This is a genomic window from Pantoea sp. CS_6 (assembly GCF_041954745.1).
Lineage (GTDB): Bacteria > Pseudomonadota > Gammaproteobacteria > Enterobacterales > Enterobacteriaceae > Pantoea > Pantoea stewartii.
The window spans coordinates 73,296-97,516 of sequence record NZ_JAVAYG010000004.1 but is presented as its reverse complement, the minus strand read 5'-3'; the positions used below and the strand labels follow the sequence as shown (position 1 = coordinate 97,516).

Annotated in this window: 23 protein-coding genes and 3 tRNA genes; 16 read left to right on the top strand and 10 right to left on the bottom strand. The window is 55.7% G+C overall.

Going from position 1 to position 24,221, the window contains the following annotated elements; translation table 11 throughout:
* Positions 1 to 45 precede the first annotated feature (45 nt).
* From dsdA to RAC90_RS07655, 4 genes are all read right to left on the bottom strand, one after another.
* Positions 46 to 1,374, bottom strand: coding sequence for a D-serine ammonia-lyase (dsdA, locus tag RAC90_RS07670; RefSeq protein WP_375124189.1), 1,329 nt, complete (start codon positions 1,372 to 1,374; stop codon positions 46 to 48).
* A gap of 176 nt (positions 1,375 to 1,550) precedes the next feature.
* Positions 1,551 to 1,627, bottom strand: a tRNA-Met gene (locus RAC90_RS07665).
* 61 nt (positions 1,628 to 1,688) lie between these two features.
* Positions 1,689 to 1,765: transfer RNA gene (locus RAC90_RS07660), tRNA-Met, on the bottom strand.
* 62 nt (positions 1,766 to 1,827) lie between these two features.
* Positions 1,828 to 1,904, bottom strand: a tRNA-Met gene (locus RAC90_RS07655).
* 204 nt (positions 1,905 to 2,108) lie between these two features.
* Here RAC90_RS07655 and mltA point away from each other — a divergent pair.
* Together mltA and tcdA are read left to right on the top strand one after the other, a co-directional pair.
* Positions 2,109 to 3,257 (top strand): murein transglycosylase A, encoded by a 1,149-nt coding sequence (mltA, locus tag RAC90_RS07650; protein WP_033739585.1) that lies wholly within the window; start codon positions 2,109 to 2,111, stop codon positions 3,255 to 3,257.
* Positions 3,258 to 3,306: 49 nt separating this feature from the next.
* Entirely contained in the window at positions 3,307 to 4,107 is an 801-nt protein-coding gene (tcdA, locus tag RAC90_RS07645) for a tRNA cyclic N6-threonylcarbamoyladenosine(37) synthase TcdA (RefSeq protein WP_375124188.1), read from the top strand.
* Between the two features lie 106 nt (positions 4,108 to 4,213).
* On the opposite strand, the gene csdE is transcribed toward tcdA, so the two are convergent.
* Both csdE and csdA read right to left on the bottom strand, forming a co-directional pair.
* Positions 4,214 to 4,663: a cysteine desulfurase sulfur acceptor subunit CsdE gene (csdE, locus tag RAC90_RS07640; protein WP_375124187.1), complete on the bottom strand. Its 450-nt coding sequence runs from the start codon at positions 4,661 to 4,663 to the stop codon at positions 4,214 to 4,216.
* 2 nt (positions 4,664 to 4,665) lie between these two features.
* Positions 4,666 to 5,874 (bottom strand): cysteine desulfurase CsdA, encoded by a 1,209-nt coding sequence (gene csdA / locus RAC90_RS07635; RefSeq protein WP_006120784.1) that lies wholly within the window; start codon positions 5,872 to 5,874, stop codon positions 4,666 to 4,668.
* 207 nt (positions 5,875 to 6,081) lie between these two features.
* Between csdA and RAC90_RS07630 the strand changes: the two genes are divergently transcribed.
* The 4 genes from RAC90_RS07630 to rlmM all read left to right on the top strand — a co-directional run bounded on the left by RAC90_RS07630 (position 6,082) and on the right by rlmM (position 9,096).
* Positions 6,082 to 6,303 (top strand): YgdI/YgdR family lipoprotein, encoded by a 222-nt coding sequence (locus RAC90_RS07630; RefSeq protein WP_006120783.1) that lies wholly within the window; start codon positions 6,082 to 6,084, stop codon positions 6,301 to 6,303.
* Between the two features lie 336 nt (positions 6,304 to 6,639).
* Positions 6,640 to 7,557 carry a transcriptional regulator GcvA gene (locus RAC90_RS07625; RefSeq protein WP_375124186.1) on the top strand — a complete coding sequence of 306 codons (918 nt, stop codon included), beginning with the start codon at positions 6,640 to 6,642 and terminating at the stop codon, positions 7,555 to 7,557.
* A 50-nt stretch (positions 7,558 to 7,607) separates the two neighbouring features.
* The gene (locus tag RAC90_RS07620) at positions 7,608 to 8,003 is read left to right on the top strand and encodes a DUF423 domain-containing protein (RefSeq protein WP_014605150.1); all 396 of its coding nucleotides are present in this window, start codon (positions 7,608 to 7,610) and stop codon (positions 8,001 to 8,003) included.
* Positions 7,996 to 9,096: a 23S rRNA (cytidine(2498)-2'-O)-methyltransferase RlmM gene (gene rlmM / locus RAC90_RS07615; RefSeq protein WP_277283086.1), complete on the top strand. Its 1,101-nt coding sequence runs from the start codon at positions 7,996 to 7,998 to the stop codon at positions 9,094 to 9,096. The genes RAC90_RS07620 and rlmM overlap by 8 nt, the downstream gene beginning before the upstream one ends.
* Before the next feature lie 39 nt (positions 9,097 to 9,135).
* On the opposite strand, the gene xni is transcribed toward rlmM, so the two are convergent.
* From xni to queF, 3 genes are all read right to left on the bottom strand, one after another.
* Positions 9,136 to 9,894 carry a flap endonuclease Xni gene (xni, locus tag RAC90_RS07610; RefSeq protein WP_006120779.1) on the bottom strand — a complete coding sequence of 253 codons (759 nt, stop codon included), beginning with the start codon at positions 9,892 to 9,894 and terminating at the stop codon, positions 9,136 to 9,138.
* Between the two features lie 33 nt (positions 9,895 to 9,927).
* Complete coding sequence (gene ppnN / locus RAC90_RS07605; RefSeq protein ID WP_006120778.1) at positions 9,928 to 11,292, bottom strand: nucleotide 5'-monophosphate nucleosidase PpnN; 1,365 nt, start codon at positions 11,290 to 11,292, stop codon at positions 9,928 to 9,930.
* Between the two features lie 169 nt (positions 11,293 to 11,461).
* Positions 11,462 to 12,307, bottom strand: coding sequence for an NADPH-dependent 7-cyano-7-deazaguanine reductase QueF (gene queF, locus RAC90_RS07600; protein ID WP_033739575.1), 846 nt, complete (start codon positions 12,305 to 12,307; stop codon positions 11,462 to 11,464).
* A 61-nt stretch (positions 12,308 to 12,368) separates the two neighbouring features.
* Between queF and syd the strand changes: the two genes are divergently transcribed.
* From syd to RAC90_RS07580, 4 genes are all read left to right on the top strand, one after another.
* On the top strand, positions 12,369 to 12,917 hold the full coding sequence (gene syd, locus RAC90_RS07595) for a SecY-interacting protein (RefSeq protein WP_375124185.1): 549 nt from the start codon (positions 12,369 to 12,371) through the stop codon (positions 12,915 to 12,917).
* 577 nt (positions 12,918 to 13,494) lie between these two features.
* The gene (locus tag RAC90_RS07590; protein ID WP_006120775.1) at positions 13,495 to 13,824 is read left to right on the top strand and encodes a YqcC family protein; all 330 of its coding nucleotides are present in this window, start codon (positions 13,495 to 13,497) and stop codon (positions 13,822 to 13,824) included.
* Positions 13,824 to 14,603 (top strand): tRNA pseudouridine(65) synthase TruC, encoded by a 780-nt coding sequence (gene truC, locus RAC90_RS07585; protein WP_375124184.1) that lies wholly within the window; start codon positions 13,824 to 13,826, stop codon positions 14,601 to 14,603. The genes RAC90_RS07590 and truC overlap by 1 nt, the downstream gene beginning before the upstream one ends.
* A 12-nt stretch (positions 14,604 to 14,615) precedes the next feature.
* On the top strand, positions 14,616 to 15,062 hold the full coding sequence (locus RAC90_RS07580) for a flavodoxin (RefSeq protein ID WP_033739574.1): 447 nt from the start codon (positions 14,616 to 14,618) through the stop codon (positions 15,060 to 15,062).
* An 85-nt stretch (positions 15,063 to 15,147) separates the two neighbouring features.
* On the opposite strand, the gene garD is transcribed toward RAC90_RS07580, so the two are convergent.
* The gene (gene garD, locus RAC90_RS07575) at positions 15,148 to 16,707 is read right to left on the bottom strand and encodes a galactarate dehydratase (protein ID WP_375124183.1); all 1,560 of its coding nucleotides are present in this window, start codon (positions 16,705 to 16,707) and stop codon (positions 15,148 to 15,150) included.
* 510 nt (positions 16,708 to 17,217) lie between these two features.
* Here garD and RAC90_RS07570 point away from each other — a divergent pair.
* The 6 genes from RAC90_RS07570 to RAC90_RS07545 all read left to right on the top strand — a co-directional run bounded on the left by RAC90_RS07570 (position 17,218) and on the right by RAC90_RS07545 (position 24,189).
* A complete protein-coding gene (locus RAC90_RS07570; RefSeq protein ID WP_375124182.1) occupies positions 17,218 to 18,561 on the top strand; it encodes an MFS transporter in 1,344 nt (447 codons plus the stop codon).
* 9 nt (positions 18,562 to 18,570) lie between these two features.
* Positions 18,571 to 19,917 carry an enolase C-terminal domain-like protein gene (locus RAC90_RS07565; protein ID WP_375124181.1) on the top strand — a complete coding sequence of 449 codons (1,347 nt, stop codon included), beginning with the start codon at positions 18,571 to 18,573 and terminating at the stop codon, positions 19,915 to 19,917.
* A gap of 10 nt (positions 19,918 to 19,927) precedes the next feature.
* Positions 19,928 to 21,259: a glucarate dehydratase gene (gene gudD / locus RAC90_RS07560; protein ID WP_375124180.1), complete on the top strand. Its 1,332-nt coding sequence runs from the start codon at positions 19,928 to 19,930 to the stop codon at positions 21,257 to 21,259.
* 46 nt (positions 21,260 to 21,305) lie between these two features.
* A complete protein-coding gene (gene garL / locus RAC90_RS07555) occupies positions 21,306 to 22,076 on the top strand; it encodes a 2-dehydro-3-deoxyglucarate aldolase (protein WP_033739566.1) in 771 nt (256 codons plus the stop codon).
* An 18-nt stretch (positions 22,077 to 22,094) separates the two neighbouring features.
* Positions 22,095 to 22,979: a 2-hydroxy-3-oxopropionate reductase gene (gene garR / locus RAC90_RS07550; RefSeq protein ID WP_039338380.1), complete on the top strand. Its 885-nt coding sequence runs from the start codon at positions 22,095 to 22,097 to the stop codon at positions 22,977 to 22,979.
* Between the two features lie 73 nt (positions 22,980 to 23,052).
* Positions 23,053 to 24,189, top strand: a complete 1,137-nt coding sequence (locus RAC90_RS07545) for a glycerate kinase (protein WP_262959414.1) — start codon at positions 23,053 to 23,055, stop codon at positions 24,187 to 24,189.
* Positions 24,190 to 24,221 lie beyond the last annotated feature (32 nt).

Below are 24,221 nucleotides of genomic sequence, written 5' to 3'. Positions count from 1 at the left end.
ACCGGGTTGCGTGGCGTTCCTGTCTCGCCGGCGATGTGCGTCCACTTAGCAACCTTTTGCCAGGTAGTGCGCCATTTCCTGTTCCGGCACCATGCCGCCGCCCGTCGCCCAGACCAGGTGAGTGGCCTGTCGTAACTGTGTTGGGCTGAAGTCGTGCAGCGCGTGATAGTGCGCTGAACCACATACGTGCTGTGGACCGATCATCCCGGCCAGCGCAGAAGGTTCAAGCCGCAGACCTTCTTCCTGCGCCAGCCAGCCGAGCATGTCGTACATGCGCGCATCATCAAGTGTGTAAATGCCATCCAGCAGACGTTGCATGGCTCTGCCCACAAAGCCGGACGCCCGGCCTACCGCCAGACCATCCGCAGCCGTGACATTATCAATACCTATGTCCTGTACGGAAATGCCGTCGTGTAAGCCCGTTGTTATGCCCAGCAACATGCAGGGCGAATGAGTGGGCTCCGCAAACAGACAGTGAACATGGTCACCCCATGCCAGCTTCAGGCCAAACGCGACGCCGCCGGGGCCACCGCCCACGCCGCAGGGCAGGTACACAAATAAGGGATGTTGAGCATCAACCACGCGGCCCTGTTGTTCAAACTGCGCTTTCAGGCGTTGGCCGGCGACCGCATAACCTAAAAACAGCGTGCGGGAGTTTTCATCGTCAATAAAGAAACAGTTGGGGTCCGATGCGGCCGCTTTGCGTCCTTGCCCGACCGCCACGCCGTAATCCTGTTCATATTCCACCACCGTTACGCCATGGCTGCGCAGTTTTGCTTTCTTCCATTCCCGGGCATCCGCCGACATATGAACGGTTACGTTAAAGCCGAGGCGGGCGCTCATGATGCCAATCGACAGCCCGAGATTGCCGGTCGATCCCACGGCAATACGGTACTGGCTAAAAAACTGCCGAAGCGTGGGGGAGAGCAACGTGCGGTAATCCGCCTCCGGGGACAGTAAACCGGCAGCTAATGCCAGTTTCTCGGCATGATTCAGGACTTCATAAATGCCGCCACGCGCTTTGATGGAGCCAGAAATCGGCAGGTGGCTGTCTTTCTTCAGCAGCAGTGTGCCTGCAATTTTCTGGCCGTACGCCTGTTCCAGCCGGGCCTGCATGGCGGGGATCGCGACCACATCCGATTCGATTATACCGCCCGTGGCGGCGGTTTCAGGAAAGGCCTGAGCCAGCAAAGGCGCAAACCGCTTCAGGCGGGCATGGGCGGCTTCAACGTCCTGCTCTGTCAGACCCACAAAGGGCAGGGCGTCGGCGACGGTTGTGGTGGCAGGATTGAACCAGATGGTTTCTTTCAGCGCGATCATATCCGCAACCGGCGGATACTGTGCAGCAAGTGCAGCAATGTTGAAGGTATTCATAACAGACCTTGTCGTGTCCGGATGAATCATAAAAGCAGAAACGGGTTGGCCAGAGCAAGATCTGTTGCGACATTCGCGTGCGGTCTGATCTCACTGCGTGTCTGAGCGGTAAAAAGGAGAGGGGAATTGACTGACGTAGGCCAGAAACAAAAAAACACCTTCTCAGGTGTTTAAAGTGGTTGCGGGGGCCGGATTTGAACCGACGACCTTCGGGTTATGAGCCCGACGAGCTACCAGGCTGCTCCACCCCGCGTCCGATTGCGCATAGCGACTTTCACATTGTCCCTTCTGAGTGAGCATTATCTCAGAAGAATTGGTTGCGGAGGCCGGATTTGAACCGACGACCTTCGGGTTATGAGCCCGACGAGCTACCAGGCTGCTCCACCCCGCGTCCGATTGCGCATAGCGACTTTTCACATTGTTTCTTCTGTCTGAGCAAAACTACAGAAGAACTGGTTGCGGGGGCCGGATTTGAACCGACGACCTTCGGGTTATGAGCCCGACGAGCTACCAGGCTGCTCCACCCCGCGTCCGTGGATGCGCACTATACTCCGCACGATGATTGTTGCAACCCCTTTTTGCCCTAAAAGGCTAAATTTGCTGTTAATTGCTGAAGGATTCCACCAATTGGTGAATTATTGCACCGATATCCGTTATGACGAAAGAGGATGGATTTCATTCTGATGACGGCTTTGCTATCGTCGCGTGGCGAACACTTATAAAAAGAGATGAAGATGAAAGGACGTTGGGCGAAGTACGCACTTACTGGCGCATTTTTAGCGCTTCTGGCGGGCTGTAGTTCTAAGCCGACCGATCGGGGTCAACAATATAAAGACGGAAAACTTGATCAACCCTTAGCGCTGGTGAATCAACCTAACGCCAAAGGCCGTCCGGTTAACGGCAGAGATTTTGGGCAACAGATTCAGCAAATCCAGGCGGCCGCTTCGGGTTTGTTTGGCCGTAACAACAGCACTTACAGTGCGGTTGAAAACTGGCTGATGGCGGGGGGCGATACACGACAGTTGCGCCAGTTTGGGTTAAATGCGTTTCAGATGGAAGGCACCGATAATTACGGTAACGTCCAGTTCACGGGCTACTACACGCCGGTCGTTCAGGCACGCTACACGCGACAGGGCGAGTTTCAGTACCCTATTTACCGCATGCCGCCGCGCAAACGCGGTCAGAAATTACCCAGCCGCGCATCGATATACAGTGGGGCGTTAGACGATCGCTACGTGATTGCCTGGAGTAACTCACTCATTGATAACTTTATTATGGATGTGCAGGGCAGCGGCTATGTCGATTTTGGTGACGGACGTCCGATGAGCTTTTTTGGTTATGGCGGCAAAAACGGCTGGGGTTATCATAGCATCGGTAAAGAGCTGATCGACCGGGGCGAGGTCAAGCGTGAAGACATGTCAATGCAGGCCATTCGCCAGTGGGCTGAGGAACATTCACCCGAGGAAGTGCGGGCGCTGCTAGAAACTAACCCCTCCTTTGTCTTTTTCAAACCCGAACCTTATGTGCCGGTACGTGGCGCGAGCGCGGTACCGCTGGTGGCGAAAGCCTCTGTGGCATCCGATCGTTCACTGATTCCTGCCGGAACGGTGCTGCTGGCGGAAGTGCCGCAGCTCAATGAAAAGGGCAAATTCAACGGGAAATATGAAATGCGGGTGATGGTGGCGCTGGATGTCGGCGGCGCGATCAAAGGCCAGCACTTCGATATCTATCAGGGCGTAGGGCCAGATGCTGCCCATCTGGCGGGGTTCTATAACCATTATGGTCGTGTGTGGGTGCTGAAATCGGCACCGGGAGCCGGTCAGCCGCTGTTCAGCAACGCGCAGAGCAGCAACAACGGCAGCCTGCTGTTAGGCGCTAACTAAATTTTGAAGCGGCGGGCGATCGGGCCCGCGCTCAGTAACAGGTTCAACTATGAAAGTGTTAAACTATGCCTGGCACCAGCGATTTGGTGGCACGGCACGTCTTTATGGGCAGTCGGCGTTGCAGCATTTCGCTGATGCCCACTTCTGCGTGATTGGTATTGGCGGCGTGGGCTCCTGGGCTGCCGAGGCACTGGTAAGAACCGGCATCGGCAGGATTACCCTGATCGATATGGATGATGTCTGTATCACCAACACCAATCGTCAGATACATGCGATGAGCGGCAATGTGGGTAAAGCCAAAACGGACGTGATGGCCGAGCGTCTGCGCGCCATTAATCCTGACTGTGAGGTGATCTGTATTGATGACTTTATCACCCCGGAAAACACGGCGACGCTGCTGACTGCCGATATCGACTATGTAATTGACGCTATCGACAGTGTGCGCCCCAAGGCGGCGCTGATTGCCTGGTGTCGACGCAATAAGATTCCCCTGATCACCACGGGCGGCGCAGGTGGGCAAATCGATCCCACGCAAATCCAGGTGACTGACTTAGCGAAGACCATCCAGGATCCGCTGGCGGCTAAATTACGCGAGCGGCTTAAACAGCTGGGCGTGGTAAAAAACAGCAAAGGCAAGCTGGGCATCGACTGCGTTTTCTCTACAGAGGCGCTGGTTTATCCGCAGGCGGATGGCTCGGTTTGCGCCTCACGCAGCACAGCGGAAGGGCCGAAAAGAATGGATTGTGAATCCGGATTTGGCGCAGCCACGATGGTCACCGCCACCTTTGGCTTTGTTGCCGTTTCGCATGCCCTGAAGAAATTTCTGGCACGGGCCGCGCGCCAGGCGTAATGCTAATCTGCCGTGCAACGCGGTTGTACGGCTTTAGCCCGCGTTTGCCAGGCCGCCAGCCTGACCTGATTAGCTAAACACTGGCCGACGACTGCGCCATGAGCGGTTAACCCAGCGTCCGTTGCGCATGCTGCTGGACGGCATCGGCCAGCGCTTTCAGGCCGCTACTGCGTGAGGCGCTAAGCTGCGCACGCAGGCCCAGCGATTCAAACAGATCCAGCGGATCGGCCGCCAGTAATTGCGCGGGCGTCTGGCCTTCAACAGCGGTGAGCAGCACGGCCAGCAAACCACGAACGATGCGACCTTCGCTGTCACCGTAAAAATGCAGGGAACCTTCTTCCCGGATCTGGCTGCCCAGCCAGACGCGATTCTCGCAACCACTCAGCTCACTGTCCGGTGTTCTTAATGCGTCAGGTAAGGCCGGCAACTGTCGGCCAAGTAAAATCAGCTGCCGGTAGCGATCCTCCCACTGCCGACAGTGAGAGAAGGTTTCTTTCAGATCCGCAGGCGTAATTTCAACACCGAACGGATGCGGGGCAAGCAGGGATGCGTGCATGATTAAAACTCCGATAACAACGCGACAGCGCTGTGCATAGCGCGCAGCAGCGCATCGACGTCCTGTAAATTATTATAGGGGGCAAACGATACGCGCAGCGTCCCCTCAACGCCCAGTGCCGCCATTAACGGTTGGGCACAATGTTGACCCGCACGTAAGGCGATCCCGTGCTCTGCCAGCAGTGTCACGATATCGCTGTGATGAATTCCCTGAATGTCGAAGGCCAGCAGGCTGGCCTGGCCACAACGGAAACTGCGAAAGCCCGGCAGTTCTGCAAGCTGTTCCTCGGCCAGACTGGCTAACTGCTGGCTCCAGATCTCTGCTTTAGACATATTATGCTGTTGCAGCCAGCTCAGCGCGGCACTCAGTCCGGTCACGCCCGCCACGTTTGGCGTACCGGCCTCAAAGCGCCAGGGCACCGGCTGGGGCGTAAAGCCGGTGAAGTCGACCTTCGTCAGCATCTTACCGCCGCCCTGCCAGGGGGCCATCTCTTCCAGCAATTCCGCTTTACCGTACAGCACACCGATGCCCATTGGGCCATAGAGCTTGTGGCCGGAAAAGGCATAGAAATCAATATCCAGCGCCTGTACATCCGGCGGGCAATGTACGACGCCCTGCGCGCCATCGACCATAACTTTTGCCCCTGCCGCATGGGCAAGAGCGATGGCCCGGGATAAATCGGGGCAGCCGCCTGTGACATTGGACATCTGACCCAGCGCGAGCAGACGCGTCCGGTGAGTGATCAGTGAGGGCAGCACGGCGATATCGGGCAGGCGATCCTCACCGATTGGCCATTTTACCACGCGCGCGCCCGTGGCCTGTGCGACCATGAGCCAGGGAACCAGATTGGCGTGGTGCTCGGCTTCGCTGACGAGGATTTCATCGCCGGGCTGTAAACGCGGGGCTAACCAGCTTTGCGCCACCAGGTTAATGGCTTCGGTGGTACCGCGCGTCCAGACAATCTGCCGGTCGCTGGCGGCATTGAGCCACTGCGCCACCTGGCCTCGCGCCTGCTCATACTGCTCGGTTAACCGGCGGGCCGCTGCAAACTGGCTACGATGAACCGTACCGGCGCTCAGGCTGTAGAACTGCTGAGTCGCCTCGATTACCGCCTGCGGTTTTAGCGTGGTGGCGGCGCTGTCGAGATAAACACCCGCGTCGCTCAGGGCAGGAAACTGCTGCCGGAATGAAGAAGGATTAAAGGCACGCATACATAGCTCGTTGTTAATTATCAGACTCAGGCTGAAAGATGGATGTCTGTCTGGCAAAGCTGGAAAAGCGGGTTATGCTGAATATTGCAAGGTAAAAACTTCACCCGCATGGCGATACGACATTCTGATAGTCGATCCCACTTGACCATTTCTCGGGTCAGCGTAACGCGGGCGGTTTGGTGCAATCAATCTGCAAGGAGATAGAAGATGAAAAAACTCGCCGCAATGCTGGCCGTTTGTACAATGGCCTTTACCCTGGCTGCCTGTTCAAGCAACTACGTAATGCATACCAATGACGGACGCACTATCGTTGCTGAAGGTAAACCAAGAGTCGATACTGATACCGGTATGATTAGCTATAAAGATGCGAATGGCAATGAGCAGCAGATTAACCGTTCAGATGTGAAAGAAATGGTTGAGATGAAGTAATCCGCGCATAAAAAAAGCACCGCAATTTGCGGTGCTACTCAATATCACAATGGACAGACAGGGTAAATCTACAGGAAATAAAAAAGCTTGATCTGTAAAGGTCAGATCAAAATTGCAAACACAACATCACGACCACAAGCCAAAAGCTTTCAGAAAATCTGCGAACTCACTCACAAATCTAAAAACTTTTCGTTCCGGCTCAGGAAGTACCGCAACTATAGGTATTTGCTGGAGCTTCCTCAACGGACAATTTATAATGTCTCGGATTATAAATTCTAATACGTTAAGGCTTTGTATTAGTCCGCGTATTTTTTGCCAGGCTGGCTATGGATAACCATGTCAAAACGTCTTCCTCCCCTGAATGCACTGCGGGTATTTGATGCCGCAGCACGCCATTTAAGCTTTACCAAAGCCGCTGAAGAGCTGTTTGTGACCCAGGCTGCTGTCAGTCACCAGATCAAATCACTGGAAGATTTTCTGGGACTGAAGCTGTTCAGACGGCGAAACCGGTCGCTTTTACTCACCGAGGAAGGCCAAAGTTACTATCTGGATATCAAAGAAATTTTCTCTGCGCTCAACGAGGCGACGCGTAAACTGCAGGCACGCAGCGCCAAAGGGGCGTTGACGGTGAGTTTGCTGCCAAGCTTTGCGATTCAGTGGCTGGTCCCGCGTCTTTCCAGCTTTAATCTGGCTTATCCGGGAATTGACGTCCGCATTCAGGCGGTCGATCGGGATGAAGAGAAGCTGGCCGATGATGTGGACGTGGCCATTTTCTATGGCCGGGGAAACTGGCCAGGCCTGCGGGTCGAAAAACTCTATGCCGAATATTTGCTGCCGGTTTGTTCGCCATCGCTGATGACGGGGGAAAATCCCCTGAAAACGCCCACGGATCTGGCTCGTTTTACACTGTTGCATGATGCTTCCCGCCGTGACTGGCAGGCGTATATCCGTCAGTCAGGCGTCCAGCATATCAATGTGCAACAGGGGCCCATTTTCAGCCACAGCGCGATGGTGCTGCAGGCGGCCATCCATGGGCAGGGCGTTGCCCTGGCCAATAACGTTATGGCGCAAAGCGAAATCGAAGCGGGACGGTTGATTTGTCCGTTTAATGACGTTTTAGTGAGCAAAAATGCTTTTTATCTGGTTTGTCATGACAGTCAGGCAGAACTGGGTAAAATAGCCGCCTTTCGACAGTGGATCCTCGCCAAAGCGGCTACCGAACAAGAAAAATTCCGCTTTCGTTATGATCAGTAACTTTTTTATTTTTTTGCAGGGACCTGCAAACGCACCTTGAGGATACATTCATGTCCAGACGTGCCATGTTTATTTTTGCGGCCATCAGTGGGTTTTTCCTGGTGGCATTTGGTGCTTTTGGTGCTCATGTGTTGAATAAAACGCTGGGAGCGACTGAAATGGCCTGGATTCATACCGGGCTGGAATACCAGGCTTATCATACGCTGGCTGTGCTGGGGCTGGGAGCGGCGATGCTTTATCGCTGTAATATCTGGTTCTACTGGAGCAGCGCCTCTATGGCACTGGGTACCGTATTATTCAGCGGCAGCCTCTATTCCCTGGCGCTGTCGCACTTAACGTTTTTTGTTTTTATCACGCCAGTTGGGGGGCTGTTCTTCCTCGTTGGCTGGCTATTGATGTTGATTGGCGCACTGCGTCTTAAAACCAAGGCAGAACGCCATGAATAAAGTTTTACTGTATTGCCGCGCTGGCTTTGAAAAAGAGTGTGCGGCGGAAATTAGTGCTAAAGCCGCCGAGCGCAATGTTTACGGCTTTCCGCGGGTTAAAGAGGATGCAGGTTATGTCCTGTTTGAGTGCTATCAGCAGCCCGATGCGGAGAGACTGATCCGCGAGTTGCCGTTTGAGCAGTTGATTTTTGCCCGTCAGATGCTGGTTGTTGGCGAACTGCTGCGGGATCTGCCCCAGGACGATCGTATTTCCCCCATCGTAGGCATGTTAAGCGGCGTGGTGGAAAAGGGTGGGGAACTGCGTGTTGAAGTGCCGGACACCAACGAAGCCAAAGAGCTCACCAGGTTCTGCCGCAAGTTTACCGTCCCGCTGCGCGCCAGCCTGCGTGAGAGCAAAATCCTGCTCAACTATGAAAGCCCAAAACGCCCGGTCGTGCATGTGTTCTTTATCGCCCCCGGCACCTGCTACGTCGGGTATTCACTGCCGGAGAACAGCTCACCCTTTTATATGGGCATTCCGCGTCTTAAGTTCCCGTCTGATGCGCCGAGTCGGTCCACGCTTAAGCTGGAAGAGGCCTTTCACGTTTTTGTTCCGGCCGATGAGTGGGATGAACGTCTGGCCAGTGGAATGTATGCCGTCGATTTGGGGGCCTGTCCAGGCGGCTGGACCTATCAACTGGTAAAGCGCAGCATGATGGTTTACGCCGTGGATAACGGGCCGATGGCGCCCAGCCTGATGGAGACCGGCCAGGTTTTTCACGAGCGTGAAGACGGTTTCCGTTTCCGTCCGCCCCGCACCAATATCAGCTGGCTGGTCTGCGACATGGTGGAAAAGCCGGCTCGCGTGGCGAACCTGATGGCGGACTGGCTGGTCAACGGCTGGTGCCGCGAAGCCATATTTAACCTGAAACTGCCCATGAAGAAGCGCTACGAAGAAGTCACGCAAAATCTGGCCATGATCGAGCAGCGACTAAATGAAAATGGCGTTAACGCGCAGATTCGGGCACGTCAGCTTTATCACGATCGTGAAGAAGTGACAGTGCACATTCGTCGCATCTGGGCCGCTGTCGGTGGCCGCCGCGACGAGCGTTAACCCTGCAGACCGGGCGCGATTGTGCCCGGTCTGATATGATTACCCGCCATGGTAACGCAGTAAATTCAGATTCCCTTCCAGCACCAAATCCTGTTTCAGCCGGGCCACATCGCGGCTGATCAGCGCCATCTCCTGTCCGGCCTGTAACTTATTACGCCATTTGGTCGGCACCTGATCCAACTGCTGATACAGCGATTCCAGTGAACCAAACTGCTGTAGCAGTTCCCGGGCGCTTTTGGGTCCAATGCCTGCGATGCCGGGAATTTTACTGCTGCTGATGCCGCACAATCCCCAGTAGTCAGGCAGCAACGCGGGTGCAACGCCGAATTCGGCTTCAATAAAAGGCACATCCAGCCAGCGCTTTTGAAAATAGTCACGGATGCGAATCGTCGGTGCCAGTAACTGGCAGTAACCTTTGTCGGTTGAAACGATGGTCGCCTGATGACCTGCCTGCGCCATTTTGACCGCCAGCGTCGCCGCCAGATCGTCGGCTTCATCCTGGTCGGCTATCCAGCAACTGACGCCCGCGTTTCGAAAGGCGTCCTTCAGCGCGGGCATTTCGGCCTGCAAATCGTCGGGCATCGGTGGGCGGCCACTTTTATAGTCAGGCAACAACTGGTGCCGCCATCCCTGATGGCGGGCTTCACCATCAAACACCGCCACCACGTGCGTCGGCCGCGTGTGCCCCAGAAGCTGACGCAGCGCGCCTACGCAACTGTCGACGCAGGGCGAGCCTTGTACCGCATGCAGGCGACGAATTAAATTGAGGGCGTCAACAATGAGTAAGTGAAGAGACATAAGATATGGGCAGCCCGCAGGCTGCCTCCAGATTTACTTGATGATTTCGTAGCACGGAATATAGGCAGTGCCGGGCAGTTTCATACGTTGCTGCGCCACAAAGCCCTGTAGCAGTTCATCCATGCGGTGCATGATGTCGGCATCGCCGTGCAGTTTGTAAGGGCCTTTTTCGCGGATTTCGCGAATGCCCATCTCTTTGACGTTTCCTGCAACAATCCCTGAGAAGGCCCGGCGCAAATCCGCCGCCAGTTTTTCTGGAGCCTGGTTTGTGTAGAGATTGAGGTTGGCCATATTTTCATGCGTTGGCATAAACGGCACCTGCAGATCCTGAGCAATACGCATTGACCAGTTAAAACTGTAGGCGTCACCGGTTTCACGGCGATGCTCTTTCACCTGCGGCATGGCTTTTCTCATCAGACGGGCAACTTCAGCAGCATCGTCAATGATGATCTGATAATGCTTACGTGCCTGCTCGCCGAGCGTGCTGACAATGAAGTCGTCCAGTACGCGGAAATAATCGGCGCTCTCTTTCGGGCCGGTCAGAATAAGCGGCAGAACCTGATGTGCGTTCTGTGGATTCATCAGAATGCCCAACAGATAGAGGAACTCCTCTGCGGTACCCACGCCGCCCGGGAAGATGATGATGCCGTGCGCGATGCGCACAAAGGCTTCCAGGCGCTTTTCGATATCCGGCATGATGATAAGTTCGTTCACCAGCGGATTCGGTGGCTCAGCCGCGATAATAGACGGCTCAGTTAATCCGATAAAGCGGCTGTCACGATAGCGCTGCTGGGCATGGCCCACGGCGGCACCTTTCATCGGCGCTTCCATCACGCCCGGCCCACAACCGGTACAAATGTTCAGCTCACGCAGCCCCAGTTGCGTGCCCACGTTGCGACAATACTGGTATTCCACCGCGTTGATCGAGTGGCCACCCCAGCAGACAACGGTATTGGGATATTCACCCACATGCAGGGCGCGGGCATTGCGCAAAATGGAAAACACCGTGTTGGTGATGGTGGCTGAGTCGTTGTCCTCTTCGCAGGGTAAACGCCCCGAGCTGGCGAGCTGGCCATTGACAAACAGGATGTCGCGCAAGACGGCAAACAGGTTGGCCTGGAGTGAACGGATGATACGACCGTCGACGAAGGCTTCTTCCGGGGGATTAATCAGTTCCAGCTTAACGCCGCGCTCACGGCGCAGTACGTTGATGTCGAAGTTCTCAAAACGCGACAGCAGTTCATGGCTGCTGTCAGTCTGACTGCCAGAGTTGAGTACGGCGAGCGAGCAGTTACGGAAAAGTTGATACAAATCGCTGCTGGCCGTGCGCTTCAGCATATCTACTTCCAGTTGGGAGAGCAGATCCATAGAGCCAAGAGGGCTGACATGTGTAATCAAATGAACTCCTTTGCACCCGCTGGGGTGATAACTGACACTGCAAATGCAGTGACCAAAATCCCTGGTTGGCAACCCGCAGGTTACCGCCCTGTCCAGAGTAGCCTTGTCGGCAAGGTTTGCTCAAGTGGAACCGTATGCGCGTTTAACAGTCTGAGAAAGGATTCGCAAACTATTGACGAACCAGACGAGAATGGCCCGGCGTAAAGGGCACATTACTGCGCCACGGATTGATATCCAGTCCACCCCGTCGCGTGTAACGTGCGTAGACGGTCAGCTGTGATGGCTGACAAAAGCGCATCAGGTCGTTGAAAATACGCTCCACGCACTGTTCATGAAACTCATTATGCTGACGAAATGAAACGATATAGCGCAGCAGAGCTTCACGATCGATGCGCGGGCCCTGATAGCGAATCATTACCGATCCCCAGTCAGGCTGATTGGTGATCAAACAGTTGGATTTAAGCAGATGGCTGACCAGCGTTTCTTGCACCTGTTCCTGACCGGCGGCGTCGATCAGATAATCGGCATTGAAGCCGTAATCTTCAATCTCGATGTCCTGCTCATCAATGCAGGTGCCCGCAAAGTGACCGACAGGCTGACCTTCGATCTCCTGTAAGCGAAACAGCGCCACACGGACATCGCCCTCGGCACAGGCGCGCAGGTCCTGCTCCAGCGTCTGGCGTACCTCGGCCCAGTCTGTAAATCGCGTCTGGTTAAAGCTGTTAAGGTAGAGCTTAAAACTCTTTGATTCGATAAGATTACGGCTCCGGGCATCAAGCTCGACTTCGCCCACGGCCACCTGGGGCACGCCTTTGCTGTTGAGCCATGAGAGTTCATAGAGCGTCCAGATATCACTGCCCGAGAAAGGCAAATTATCGGGATAAAGGCCCAAAGGCTCGCGATTCATGCTGCGCGGCACGGCCTGTAATAAGCTGTTGTCATAGCGATCGTGATACGCTGTAGGCTTGCCCAGCGTCAGGTTGCTCAGTGCCGGGTCCGGCTGGTAAGAAGACATAACGGTTACCACTAGAGTCATCAAAGTGAGTAAGTGTAACCTATCAGAAGTGAGAATTTGAATGATGCAGCAAACCGCTGAAGCGTTAACGGATTTTACTACGCGCTACTGCCAGCACTGGCAGCAGAGCCGGGGCCATGCGCCAGCCAGTCGCGATCTTTATGGTATTCCTTCCCCCTGTTTGCTGGAAAACCGTGATGAGTGTGCGCTCTGGCAACCGCAACCCTTTACACTACCGCCCTCGCTGGAGGCGGTTGAGCGGGCGCTGGAGATTGCGCTGCAACCGCAGATTACGGCCTTTTATACGCACCAGTTCGCGGGGGACATGCAGGCCATGTGGCAGGACCACAGGCTAACGCTGCTCCAGGTCTGGAGTGAAACCGACTTTGTCCGGCTGCAGGAAAACCTGATCGGGCACCTCGTCATGCAGCGGCGCCTGAAGCAGAATCCAACACTGTTTATTGCCACCACTGCGTCAGAAGAGAACATTATTTCCCTGTGCAATCTGAGCGGTGACATCATCCTTGAAACGCCCGGTCAGAAGAAACGTATTACGCTGGCATCGGATATCTGTACTTTTCTTAATAATTTACAATCGCTTAGTGATTAATTGCAGAGATGTGCCGCTTCGCGTGTGAGAGATCTCTTACATGCCGTGTGAGAGATCGCCATATTAGCGAAACGGTGAAGTAGCGGCCGAGATGTAAAAATATTGTAAATCATTAACTTATTAGCACCGCTGTTCAATCTCTTGAACAGGATCGCGTTATATCGTGTTTTAACACCTTGTGCCCTGAGGCTTTTCTTAAGAGAATAGGTCTCGCTGACAGGACGTCATGGACAGCAGGAACCGTCAGGAAGACGGTGGCCAGGAGGCAGGAACGTAATACTGTTACGTCACAAGGAAGGCTTCAGGACGAAGCAGGACACTCAGGAATGAGTTAAGGGACACCTCCAGGATGGAGAATGAGAGCCCCTCGGACGAGGCGGTGGGCCAGGAGGCTAAGGAGTGATCAGGATGATTCGCGGAAGGACTACGCACGGGAAAAGTTGTCAAGGATGAGCAGGGAGCATTAACGTAGCAGGAGAGCTGCAAACGAACCGGGAGCACTGTTTAATACAGTGCTCCCTTTTTTTGTGCCTGCGGGTTATCCTTGCCGCCCCTTTTTATTCGTCAGAGGTGAGGCATGACGTCAGAACAGTTTATTATGCAACGGCTTGAACAGCTCGAAGCCGTCATGCGTGAGCACGATCTGTGGCAGGTGGACGCGCCAGACGAACAGGCTTTCGCAAGCCAGCAACCTTTTTTCCTCGACACGATGCAGCCGCTGGAATGGTTGCAGTGGGTCCTGATTCCACGGGTGCAGATGCTGATTCGTGCGGGCCAGGCATTGCCAAAAAATTTTGCGGTTGCCCCCTATTTTGAAATGGCGTTAACGCCGGTTCAGCCGGGGCGCACACTGTTGTTGCTGACCTTACAGCAGCTGGATGCATTGCTGCAGGATGACCCGGTCTGATGCTGGAAATCATTTATCAGGATGCGTGGCTGGTCGCGGTGAATAAGCCCGCAGGCTGGCTGGTGCACCGCAGTTGGCTTGATCGCCATGAAACCCGGTTTGTGATGCAGACGGTACGCGACCAGATAGGCCAGCATGTTTTCACGGCGCATCGGCTGGATCGCCCCACATCAGGCGTGCTGCTGATGGGGCTGTCCAGTGAGGTAGGCCGCCTGCTGTCCCAGCAGTTTGAGCATCACCACATGGAAAAGACCTACCATGCCATTGTGCGCGGCTGGCTTGAAGGCAGTGACAGGCTGGATTATCCGTTGGTGGAAGAGCTGGACAAGATCGCGGACAAATTTGTCAGCGAACCCCGTGCGCCGCAGCCGGCAGTGACCGATTACGCCCCACTGGCAACGGTAGAAATGCCGGTCGCCATCAGTCGCTATCCCACGGCACGTTACAGCCTGGTTGAGCTTAAACCGCAAACCGGGCGGAAACATCAACTCCGTCGGCACATGTCCCATTTGCGTCATCCCATCATCGGCGATTCGGCCCACGGGGATTTACGCCAGAATCGTGGTGCGGCTGCGCACTTTGGGGCCAGCCGTTTGATGCTGCATGCCAGCAGCTTATCCCTTAACCATCCTGTGACGGGCGAACCGCTGCTTATTCGTGCCGGGCTCGATCCTGTCTGGCAACGGGTGATGGAGCAGTTTGGCTGGCAGGCCTGTATTCCTGATGTGCCACGGGTTGAGTTTCTCGCAGGCTCAGGTCAGGATAGCGTTCCGGAATAAAGGGGAAAAGAAATGGCAAAGATTGGGATTTTTGTAGGCACCGTCTATGGGAACGCCTTACTGGTTGCAGAAGAAGCTGAGCCGTTGTTGCAGCAGCAGGGCCATGAGGTAACGATTTTCGAAGATCCGACACTGGCCGACTGGCAACACTATGCCAGTGATGTCGCCCTGATCATCACCTCGACCACCGGTCAGGGCGATTTTCCGGATACGATTTCCGGCCTGTTTCATGCTATGCAGGATAAGCTGGGCCACCAGCCCACGCTGCGTTATGGCGTGATAGCGTTAGGCGACAGCAGTTATGAAAATTTCTGCGGCGCAGGCAAGCGTTTTGATGCATTGCTGCAGGCGCACCAGGCGAAGCGGATCGGTGACGTGTTGCTCATCGACGCCACCGAAAATCCGGAGCCAGAGTCGGTAACGTCTCCCTGGGTTGAGCAGTGGGGCAAACAGCTCTGACTGTACAGGGTGGGAAGACGGCACCCGCGTGGCTGACATGCGCGCCACGCGGGTGTCAGCACGGCCTGTCTGCATAAAAACGGCATCAGGTGATCGGTGCGGGATTAAAGACCGCCAGCTGATTGCGGATGCCCCAGCGGTCTGACCAGGTTTGTTTCCGGCCGCTGGCAATGTCCAGAATTAGTGTAAACAACCGCCAGCCAACCTGTTCGATGGTTTCTTCGCCCGTGGCAATCGTACCGGCGTTAATATCCATTAAATCATGCCAGCGTTCAGCCAATGCGGTACGGGTTGCCATCTTAATCACCGGAATCGCCGCCAGGCCGTAAGGCGTTCCCCTGCCTGTTGTAAAAACCTGTAAGGTGATGCCTGAGGCCAGCTGCTGCGTGCCGCAGACAAAATCGCTGGCGGGCGTGGCGGCAAAAATCAGCCCTCGTCGTGTTGGCCGTTGTCCCGGTGACAGCACTTCCATAATCGGGCTTCGGCCTGATTTGGCAATCGAGCCTAATGCTTTTTCCACCACGTTGGCCAGTCCGCCTTTCTTGTTGCCGGGCGAGGGATTGGCGCTGCGGTCCGTTTTGCCTTGATCGAGATAGCGATCATACCAGGCCATTTCCTCAATCAGTCGCTGGCCCACGGCCTGGTCAACCACGCGTGGCGTCAGTAAATGAATGGCATCCCGTACCTCCGTGACTTCAGAAAACATTACGGTGGCTCCGCAGCGTACCAGCAGATCAGCGGCGAAGCCGACGGCGGGATTCGCGGTCACGCCCGAAAACGCGTCGCTGCCGCCACACTGCATGCCAACCACCAGTTCAGAGGCCGGGCAGGTTTCGCGCTGGCGTTGATTAAGGCGGCTCAGGTGACGCTCTGCGACCTGCAAAATGTCATCCACCATGGCACCGAAGCCCACCCGGCTCTCGTCCTGCAAACGCACAATATCCGCATCGTCCAGCGAGATGGGCTGTACGTCAGGCGTGCCGGTCAGCAGGCGTTCGGGTTGTAACTTTTCGCATCCCAGACTGACCACCATGATTTCGCCGCCGAAATTGGCATTCAGGGCCAGATTATGAACGGTTCGGATCGGGATCACCGCCGCGGGGGCATTGATCGCCACGCCACAGCCATAAAGATGATTCAGCGCCACCACGCCATCAACGTTGGGATAGCGGGGCAGTAAATCACGCTCAATGATTTGCACCACATAATCCACCACGCCCGCGACGCAGTGCACGCTGGTGGTGATTCCCAGCAGATTACGGGTGCCCACGCTGCCGTCGGCGTTGCGATAGCCCTCAAAGGTATAACCGTCCAGCGGCGGTAACGCCGGCGGCACATTATTCGCTAAAGGTAAATGCGCTAAGTCCGGGGCGTCCGGCAGAGCAATTAGCGATTCGTCGATCCAGCTCCCCTGGGCGATATCACGCATGGCCAGACCAATCACCTCGCCATAGCGCAGTATGGGCTGCCCATCAGGAATAGCCTGCAGCGCCACCTTGTGTCCCTGGGGGATATGCTCGGTCAGAGTTAAGCCATCACGAAACGTGGTACCGGCAGGCAGTCCCTGGCTGTTAACCACAATGGCCACGTTATCGTTTTCATGAACTTTGATATAGAGCGGTTGTTCGTTTGACAGGGGGATCATCGCTCACCTTCCAGTGCGTCGCGCCTTATTTCTGTGGCGCATTCATTATAAGAAGTCAGGTGTCACAGGTTCAGTATTTGCCACCGTCAGTATAAAGAGGGGTTCTCACCTGCACATTGTGCAATTGACCTACATTAAGCCTTCAGAGACGGCCGTTTTCATGTATTTTTACCAAATCAAGTGAAGATTCTCACAAAGCCGGCGATCGTCGGGCGTAGGAGTTGGCTTTGGGTGAGGAATACCAAAATACGTGAAATGCGCCGCAGTGTTTTATGCAATAGCCCAAAAAAGCACGATTCCTTCTCCTTATTCCAGGGAGATATTCCAATGTCACCGTGAAACCCACTTCTTATACTGATTTCCGTTTCCCCGGTCAGGTTATATGTCACGCCGCGTGAGTAATTTGCCAATAAAAAAATCGCCGTGTTTAACCTACATCTCTCTGATACCCAACGCGATGTGTATGCAGTCAGAGCGAATGTCACTTTCGCTATTTTTCAGGAGTGCATCATGAGTAGTTTTCACCAGACGTCAGAGGCGGTCCAGAAACGGACAAATGCACGCTACTGGATTGTGGTCATGTTGTTTATTGTGACCTCATTTAACTACGGCGACCGGGCGACGTTATCCATCGCTGGCTCCGCGATGGCAAAGGATATTGGCCTCGATCCCGTGGGCATGGGTTACATCTTCTCGGCGTTTTCGTGGGCCTATGTTATTGGACAAATCCCCGGCGGCTGGCTGTTGGATCGCTTTGGTTCCAAACGCGTCTATTTCTGGAGCATCTTCCTCTGGTCGTTATTTACCTTGCTGCAAGGCTTCGTGGACCTGTTCAGCGGTTACACCATCGTAATGGCGCTGTTTATGTTGCGCTTTATGGTGGGGCTGGCAGAAGCACCTTCATTTCCGGGTAACAGCCGGATTGTGGCCGCCTGGTTTCCGGCTCAGGAGCGCGGTACCGCCGTGGCCATTTTCAATTCTGCCCAGTATTTTGCGACCGTGATTTTCGCACCCATCATGGGCTGGCTGACCTCCGCAGTCGGTTGGGCTCATGTCTTCTGGTTCATGGGGGGACTGGGCATCATCCTGAGTCTTATCTGGCTCAAAGTGATTCACGATCCCAGCGATCATCCTGGCGTTAATCAGGCGGAACGGGAATACATGGAGCAGGGCGGTGCGCTGATCAACATGGATCAGAAAAGCGAAAAGCAAAACGTCAGCTTCCGTGACAAGTGGTTCCAGATCAACCAACTGCTGCAGTCACGCATGATGATCGGTATTTATATTGGCCAGTACTGCATCAACGCACTGACCTATTTTTTTATCACCTGGTTTCCGGTTTATCTGGTTCAGGCGCGCGGAATGTCGATTCTTAAAGCCGGTTTTGTTGCCTCCGTACCGGCGCTGTGCGGCTTTATTGGCGGCGTGCTGGGTGGCGTGATCTCTGACTGGCTGATGCGCAAAACCGGTTCCCTGAACATCGCCCGCAAAACGCCCATTGTGCTCGGGATGCTGCTCTCGACCTCCATGGTGATATGTAACTACGTTGAAACCGACTGGGTTGTGGTGCTGTTTATGGCGACGGCCTTTTTTGGCAAAGGCATTGGTGCGTTGGGCTGGGCGGTGATGGCCGATACCGCGCCGAAGGAGATCAGCGGTCTGAGCGGCGGCCTGTTCAATATGTTTGGTAATGCGTCCGGCATTATCACGCCTGTCGCGATTGGCTACATCATTGCCTCGACCGGCTCGTATAACGGTGCGCTGGTATACGTGGGTATCCACGCCTTTGTCGCGGTACTCAGTTATCTGGTGCTGGTGGATAACATCAAGCGCATTGAGCTGAAAACCCGCTAAGGAGCCTGTATGAATACGCAATCCACGCCCGTTATCACCGCTATGCAGGTTGTGCCGGTGGCCGGTTACGACAGTATGCTGCTCAACATTGGGGGGGCACACAATGCCAGTTTTACCCGCAACATTGTGATACTGACGGACAGTGCGGGCCATACCGGGCTGGGTGAGGCACCGGGAGGCGAGACCATTTATCAGACCTTACTGGATGCCGCACCGCAGGTGACAGGTCAGCAGGTCGCCTGCCTGAACCGGCTGGTACAGCAGGTGCATCGGGGCAATCAGTCTGCGGATTTCGAGACCTTTGGCAAGGGCGCCTGGACGTTTGAACTGCGCGTAAATGCGGTTGCGGCGCTGGAGGCCGCGCTGCTGGATCTGCTGGGGCAATGTCTGGGCGTGCCGGTCGCCGAGCTGCTGGGACCGGGTAAGCAACGCGATGCGGTCACGGTGTTAGGTTACCTGTTCTATATCGGCGACCGGCGTAAAACCGATCTGCCTTACCTCACTGGTGAGAACGCGCAGCATGACTGGTATCGGCTGCGTCATCAGGAAGCCCTGAGCAGTGAGGCCATCGTCAGGTTGGCGGAAGCGGCTCAGGATAAATACGGATTTCACGATTTTAAACTCAAGGGCGGCGTGCTGCCGGGCGAACAGGAAATCGCGACCGCGCAGGCGTTGAAAAAACGCTTTCCCGATGCGCGTATCACCGTTGATCCTAACGGCGCATGGCGGCTGGACGAGGCGATCCGGCTGTGTAAAGGCATGCAGGATGTGCTGACCTATGCAGAAGATCCCTGTGGGGCGGAGCAGGGTTATTCCGGGCGTGAAATGATGGCAGAGTTTCGGCGCGCGACGGGCCTGCCGGTCGCCACCAACATGATCGCCACCAACTGGCGCGAGATGCAGCATGCACTGATGCTCAACGCGATCGATATCCCGCTGGCCGATCCCCATTTCTGGACGCTGAGCGGTGCCGTGCGGGTCGCTCAGCTGTGCGATGAATGGGGACTCACCTGGGGCTGTCACTCCAATAACCACTTTGATATTTCCCTGGCCATGTTTACCCATGTCGGCGCTGCGGCACCCGGTAACCCCACCGCGATAGACACGCACTGGATCTGGCAGGAGGGCGACCAGCGCCTGACGAAAAACCCACTGCCGATTCAGCAGGGAAAAATTGCAGTGCCCACTGCACCGGGCCTGGGCATTGAACTGGACTGGGCGCAACTGCGGCGGGCAAACGAACGCTACAAATCACTGCCAGCGGGCGGACGTAATGACGCGACGGCCATGCAGTACCTGGTTCCCGGCTGGACATTTGACCGTAAACGCCCGGCTTTTGGCCGGGCCTCTGCTTAAGGGATAACAGATGAACACGACACCGAAGATCACCGCCATGCAGGTCATTCCGGTCGCCGGCTATGACAGTATGTTACTGAACCTGAGCGGCGCCCATTCACCTTTCTTTACCCGTAATATCGTCATCCTTGAAGATAATGCCGGCAATACGGGCCTGGGAGAAATCCCCGGCGGCGAAAAGATACGCCAGACGCTGGAAGAGGCTGCCGCGCAGGTGGTGGGTAAAACGGTGGGTGAATATAAAAATATCCTGAATCTGGTGCGCACGTCTTATGCCGATCGGGATGCCGGTGGGCGCGGTAATCAGACGTTTGACCTGCGCACCACCATTCACGTCGTCACCGGCATCGAAGCCGCGCTGCTGGATCTGCTGGGACAGCATCTGGGCGTGAATGTCGCCTCACTGCTAGGGGACGGGCAGCAGCGCGACAGCGTCGAGATGCTGGGTTACCTGTTTTACGTCGGCGACCGCCGAAAAACCACCTTGCCTTATCAGAATCAGGACAGCGAGACCTGTGACTGGTATCGCCTGCGTCATGAGGAAGCGCTCACGCCTGAGGCCGTGGTCAGGCTGGCCGAAGCGGCCTATGAAAAATACGGCTTTAACGACTTTAAACTGAAAGGCGGTGTGCTGAACGGCCATGATGAGGCGGAAGCGATCGCTGCGCTGGCGAAGCGTTTCCCCCAGGCGCGTATCACGATCGATCCCAACGGGGCCTGGTCGCTTGAGGAGGCCATCGCGCTGGGTAAACAGCTTAAAGGTGTGCTGGCCTATGCAGAGGATCCCTGCGGCGCAGAGCAGGGCTACTCCGGACGCGAAGTTATGGCCGAATTTCGGCGCGCCACCGGCCTGCCTACCGCCACCAATATGATTGCTACAGACTGGCGTCAGATGGGACACACCTTGTCTTTACAGTCAGTCGATATCCCGCTGGCCGATCCGCACTTCTGGACGATGCAGGGATCCGTGCGCGTGGCGCAAATGTGCCATGAATTTGGCCTGACGTGGGGTTCCCATTCCAACAACCATTTTGATATTTCCCTGGCGATGTTCACGCACGTTGCGGCCGCCGCACCGAGCAACATCACCGCCATTGATACGCACTGGATCTGGCAGGAGGGCAATCAACGGCTCACAAAGGCGCCTTTCCAGATTGAAGGTGGCAGGGTGGCAGTGCCGCAGAAGCCGGGCCTGGGTATTGAGCTGGACAGGGAGCGGGTGATGCAGGCTAATGCGCTTTATCAAAAGCATGGCCTGGGTGCCCGTGATGATGCACAGGCCATGCAGTTTCTGATTCCGCAGTGGACGTTCGATCACAAGCGTCCGTGCCTGGTGCGTTAACGTTTTTGGGCTTCCTGCAGGAAACCCGTTTCACAGGAGTAAAACCATGAGTAATACAGCCTGGCGCAATGAATTTCGCCATCGCCTGCTGGCAGGTGAAACCCTGATTGGCAGTTGGTGTGCCCTGGCGAATCCCCTTTCGACCGAAGTCCTGGGGCTGGCCGGATTTGACTGGCTGGTGCTGGACGGCGAGCACGCGCCTAACGATATCACCACCTTTGTGCCTCAACTGATGGCGCTGAAAGGCAGCAATAGTGCGCCGGTTGTGCGTCCACCCTGTAACGAGCCGGTGATTATTAAACGCCTGCTGGATATTGGTTTTAACAACATTCTGGTGCCCTTCGTCGAGAACGAAGACGAGGCCAGACGTGCGGTCGCCTCGACGCGTTATCCGCCCGCGGGGATTCGCGGCGTATCCGTTTCACATCGCAGCAATATGTACGGCACCATGCCAGCGTACAACAGCACTATCAACGACAACATTACGGTGTTAGTCCAGATAGAAACGCAGCAGGCCGTGGACAACATCGATGCTATCGCGGCCGTTGAGGGCGTGGACGGGATCTTTGTCGGACCGGGCGATCTGTCCGCCGCGCTGGGTTATCTCGGCCAGCCTGCGCACCCGGCGGTATTGCCCGTCATCAAACACATCTTTGAACGGGCAAAAGCTGCCAACAAACCCAGCGGGATTCTGGCGCCGGTCGAGGCCGACGCCCGCCGCTACCTCGAGTGGGGCGCGACCTTTGTTGCTGTGGGTAGCGATCTCGGTGTTTTCCGCAGTGCCACGCAGGCGTTGTGTGACAAATTTAAAACGTAATCATCCAGGAGAGACGCAATGAAAATTGGCTTTATTGGCCTTGGGATTATGGGCAAACCTATGAGTAAAAACCTGCTGAAGGCGGGTTATTCACTGGTCGTGCGGGATCATCATGCCGAAAACGAGGCCGAGCTGGTCGCGCTGGGTGCGACAACGGCCAGCAACGCGAAAGAGATTGCCGGGCAGTGCGATGTGGTCATCACCATGGTGCCGAACTCGCCGCAGGTCAAAGAGGTTTGTCTGGGTGAAAATGGCATTATCAATGGGGCAAAACCCGGTCTGATTGTCATCGATATGAGCTCAATCGCCCCACTGGCAAGCCGGGAAATCCATGATGCGCTGGCGGCAAAACAGATCCGTATGCTGGATGCGCCGGTCAGCGGCGGCGAACCCAAAGCCATCGAAGGCACGTTGTCGGTGATGGTGGGCGGCGATAAAGCGGTGTTTGACCAGTGTTACGACATCATGAAAGCCATGGCGGGCTCGGTCGTGCATACCGGCGATATCGGTGCCGGTAACGTGACCAAGCTGGCCAATCAGGTGATTGTGGCGCTGAATATTGCCGCGATGTCAGAAGCGCTGTCACTGGCGACCAAAGCCGGTGTCAATCCGGAGCTGGTCTATCAGGCTATACGTGGCGGTCTGGCAGGAAGCACCGTGCTGGATGCGAAAGCACCGATGGTGATGGACCGCAATTTTAAACCCGGCTTCCGTATCGATTTACATATTAAAGATCTGGCTAACGCACTGGATACCTCACATGACATTGGTGCTCCTCTGCCACTGACAGCGGCGGTGATGGAGATGATGCAGGCACTGCGTAACGACGGACAGGGAACCGCCGACCACAGCGCGCTGGCCTGCTATTATGAAAAGTTAGCAAACGTCGAAATTTCGCGCTAAGGGTTGCCCGGTATCTGCGGATGCCGGGCGAATGTCCTTCCCTTACCGTCAAACCATACCGCCTGGATTGCTTATGAAAATCGTCATCGCACCGGATTCATATAAAGAAAGTCTCTCTGCCCTGGATGTGGCGTCGGCAATCGAAGCGGGATTTCGCGAGATTTTCCCCGATGCGCATTATGTGAAAATACCGGTCGCTGATGGCGGTGAAGGCACGGTTGAAGCGATGGTCGCCGCAACCCAGGGAAAAAAGATCAGGTTAAAGGTGACCGGTCCACTGGGGGAACCTGTGGAGGCGTTCTATGGGGTGTCGGGCAACGACGAGACCGCCTATATCGAGATGGCCGCCGCCAGTGGCCTGGAGCTGGTCCCGGCGGCGCGGCGCGACCCATTAATTACCACTTCGTTTGGCACAGGTGAACTGATCAAAAACGCGCTGGATAAAGGGGTAAAGCACATCATTATTGGCATTGGTGGCAGCGCCACCAATGACGGCGGCGCAGGAATGATGCAGGCGCTGGGTGCACGTTTGCTGGATAAGCAAGGTGAAGAGATTGGCCCAGGCGGCGGCGCGCTGCCGCATCTGGCCCGCATTGATATTTCCCGCCTGGACAGCCGTATCCGGGCGTGCCGTTTCGAAGTGGCCTGTGATGTGACAAATACGCTGACAGGCGATGACGGTGCGTCGGCGGTCTTTGGCCCGCAAAAGGGCGCAACACCTGAACGGGTGGCACTGCTCGATAAGGCGCTGACGCACTATGCTGCGATGATTCAGCGCGATCTGGGCATGGATGTCCTGCAGGTCAGCGGTGGCGGTGCCGCAGGGGGAATGGGGGCCGCACTGTATGCATTTTGCCAGGCGGCCCTGCGCCCCGGTATTGAAATCGTTACAGAAGCGCTGGGGCTGGCGGCGCAGTTGCAGGACGCCCAACTGGTGATTACGGGCGAAGGGCGCATAGACAGTCAGAGTATCAATGGCAAAGTGCCGATTGGCGTCGCGAAAGTTGCAAAGCGGTTTGGTCTTCCGGTGATTGGCATTGCCGGTAGCCTGACGGACGATGTCGGCGTCGTTCATCAACATGGCATTGATGCGGTATTCAGCGTGCTATACCGTATCTGTTCGCTGGATGAAGCGCTGGATGGCGCACGCAACAATGTGCGGCTTACTGCACGCAATGTGGCGGCCACCCTGAAAATCGGAGGTTTTTAAACGCTAATTTGGGGGCCCCTGGCGTTCAGGGG

What these genes read in the sequence shown, in the direction of transcription:
- dsdA (WP_375124189.1), bottom strand. Translation starts at nt 1,374, where the DNA reads ATGAATACCTTCAACATTGCTGCACTTGCTGCACAGTATCCGCCGGTT.
- mltA (WP_033739585.1), top strand. Translation starts at nt 2,109, where the DNA reads ATGAAAGGACGTTGGGCGAAGTACGCACTTACTGGCGCATTTTTAGCG.
- tcdA (WP_375124188.1), top strand. Translation starts at nt 3,307, where the DNA reads ATGAAAGTGTTAAACTATGCCTGGCACCAGCGATTTGGTGGCACGGCA.
- csdE (WP_375124187.1), bottom strand. Translation starts at nt 4,663, where the DNA reads ATGCACGCATCCCTGCTTGCCCCGCATCCGTTCGGTGTTGAAATTACG.
- csdA (WP_006120784.1), bottom strand. Translation starts at nt 5,874, where the DNA reads ATGCGTGCCTTTAATCCTTCTTCATTCCGGCAGCAGTTTCCTGCCCTG.
- RAC90_RS07630 (WP_006120783.1), top strand. Translation starts at nt 6,082, where the DNA reads ATGAAAAAACTCGCCGCAATGCTGGCCGTTTGTACAATGGCCTTTACC.
- RAC90_RS07625 (WP_375124186.1), top strand. Translation starts at nt 6,640, where the DNA reads ATGTCAAAACGTCTTCCTCCCCTGAATGCACTGCGGGTATTTGATGCC.
- RAC90_RS07620 (WP_014605150.1), top strand. Translation starts at nt 7,608, where the DNA reads ATGTCCAGACGTGCCATGTTTATTTTTGCGGCCATCAGTGGGTTTTTC.
- rlmM (WP_277283086.1), top strand. Translation starts at nt 7,996, where the DNA reads ATGAATAAAGTTTTACTGTATTGCCGCGCTGGCTTTGAAAAAGAGTGT.
- xni (WP_006120779.1), bottom strand. Translation starts at nt 9,894, where the DNA reads ATGTCTCTTCACTTACTCATTGTTGACGCCCTCAATTTAATTCGTCGC.
- queF (WP_033739575.1), bottom strand. Translation starts at nt 12,307, where the DNA reads ATGTCTTCTTACCAGCCGGACCCGGCACTGAGCAACCTGACGCTGGGC.
- syd (WP_375124185.1), top strand. Translation starts at nt 12,369, where the DNA reads ATGATGCAGCAAACCGCTGAAGCGTTAACGGATTTTACTACGCGCTAC.
- RAC90_RS07590 (WP_006120775.1), top strand. Translation starts at nt 13,495, where the DNA reads ATGACGTCAGAACAGTTTATTATGCAACGGCTTGAACAGCTCGAAGCC.
- truC (WP_375124184.1), top strand. Translation starts at nt 13,824, where the DNA reads ATGCTGGAAATCATTTATCAGGATGCGTGGCTGGTCGCGGTGAATAAG.
- RAC90_RS07580 (WP_033739574.1), top strand. Translation starts at nt 14,616, where the DNA reads ATGGCAAAGATTGGGATTTTTGTAGGCACCGTCTATGGGAACGCCTTA.
- garD (WP_375124183.1), bottom strand. Translation starts at nt 16,707, where the DNA reads ATGATCCCCCTGTCAAACGAACAACCGCTCTATATCAAAGTTCATGAA.
- RAC90_RS07570 (WP_375124182.1), top strand. Translation starts at nt 17,218, where the DNA reads ATGAGTAGTTTTCACCAGACGTCAGAGGCGGTCCAGAAACGGACAAAT.
- RAC90_RS07565 (WP_375124181.1), top strand. Translation starts at nt 18,571, where the DNA reads ATGAATACGCAATCCACGCCCGTTATCACCGCTATGCAGGTTGTGCCG.
- gudD (WP_375124180.1), top strand. Translation starts at nt 19,928, where the DNA reads ATGAACACGACACCGAAGATCACCGCCATGCAGGTCATTCCGGTCGCC.
- garL (WP_033739566.1), top strand. Translation starts at nt 21,306, where the DNA reads ATGAGTAATACAGCCTGGCGCAATGAATTTCGCCATCGCCTGCTGGCA.
- garR (WP_039338380.1), top strand. Translation starts at nt 22,095, where the DNA reads ATGAAAATTGGCTTTATTGGCCTTGGGATTATGGGCAAACCTATGAGT.
- RAC90_RS07545 (WP_262959414.1), top strand. Translation starts at nt 23,053, where the DNA reads ATGAAAATCGTCATCGCACCGGATTCATATAAAGAAAGTCTCTCTGCC.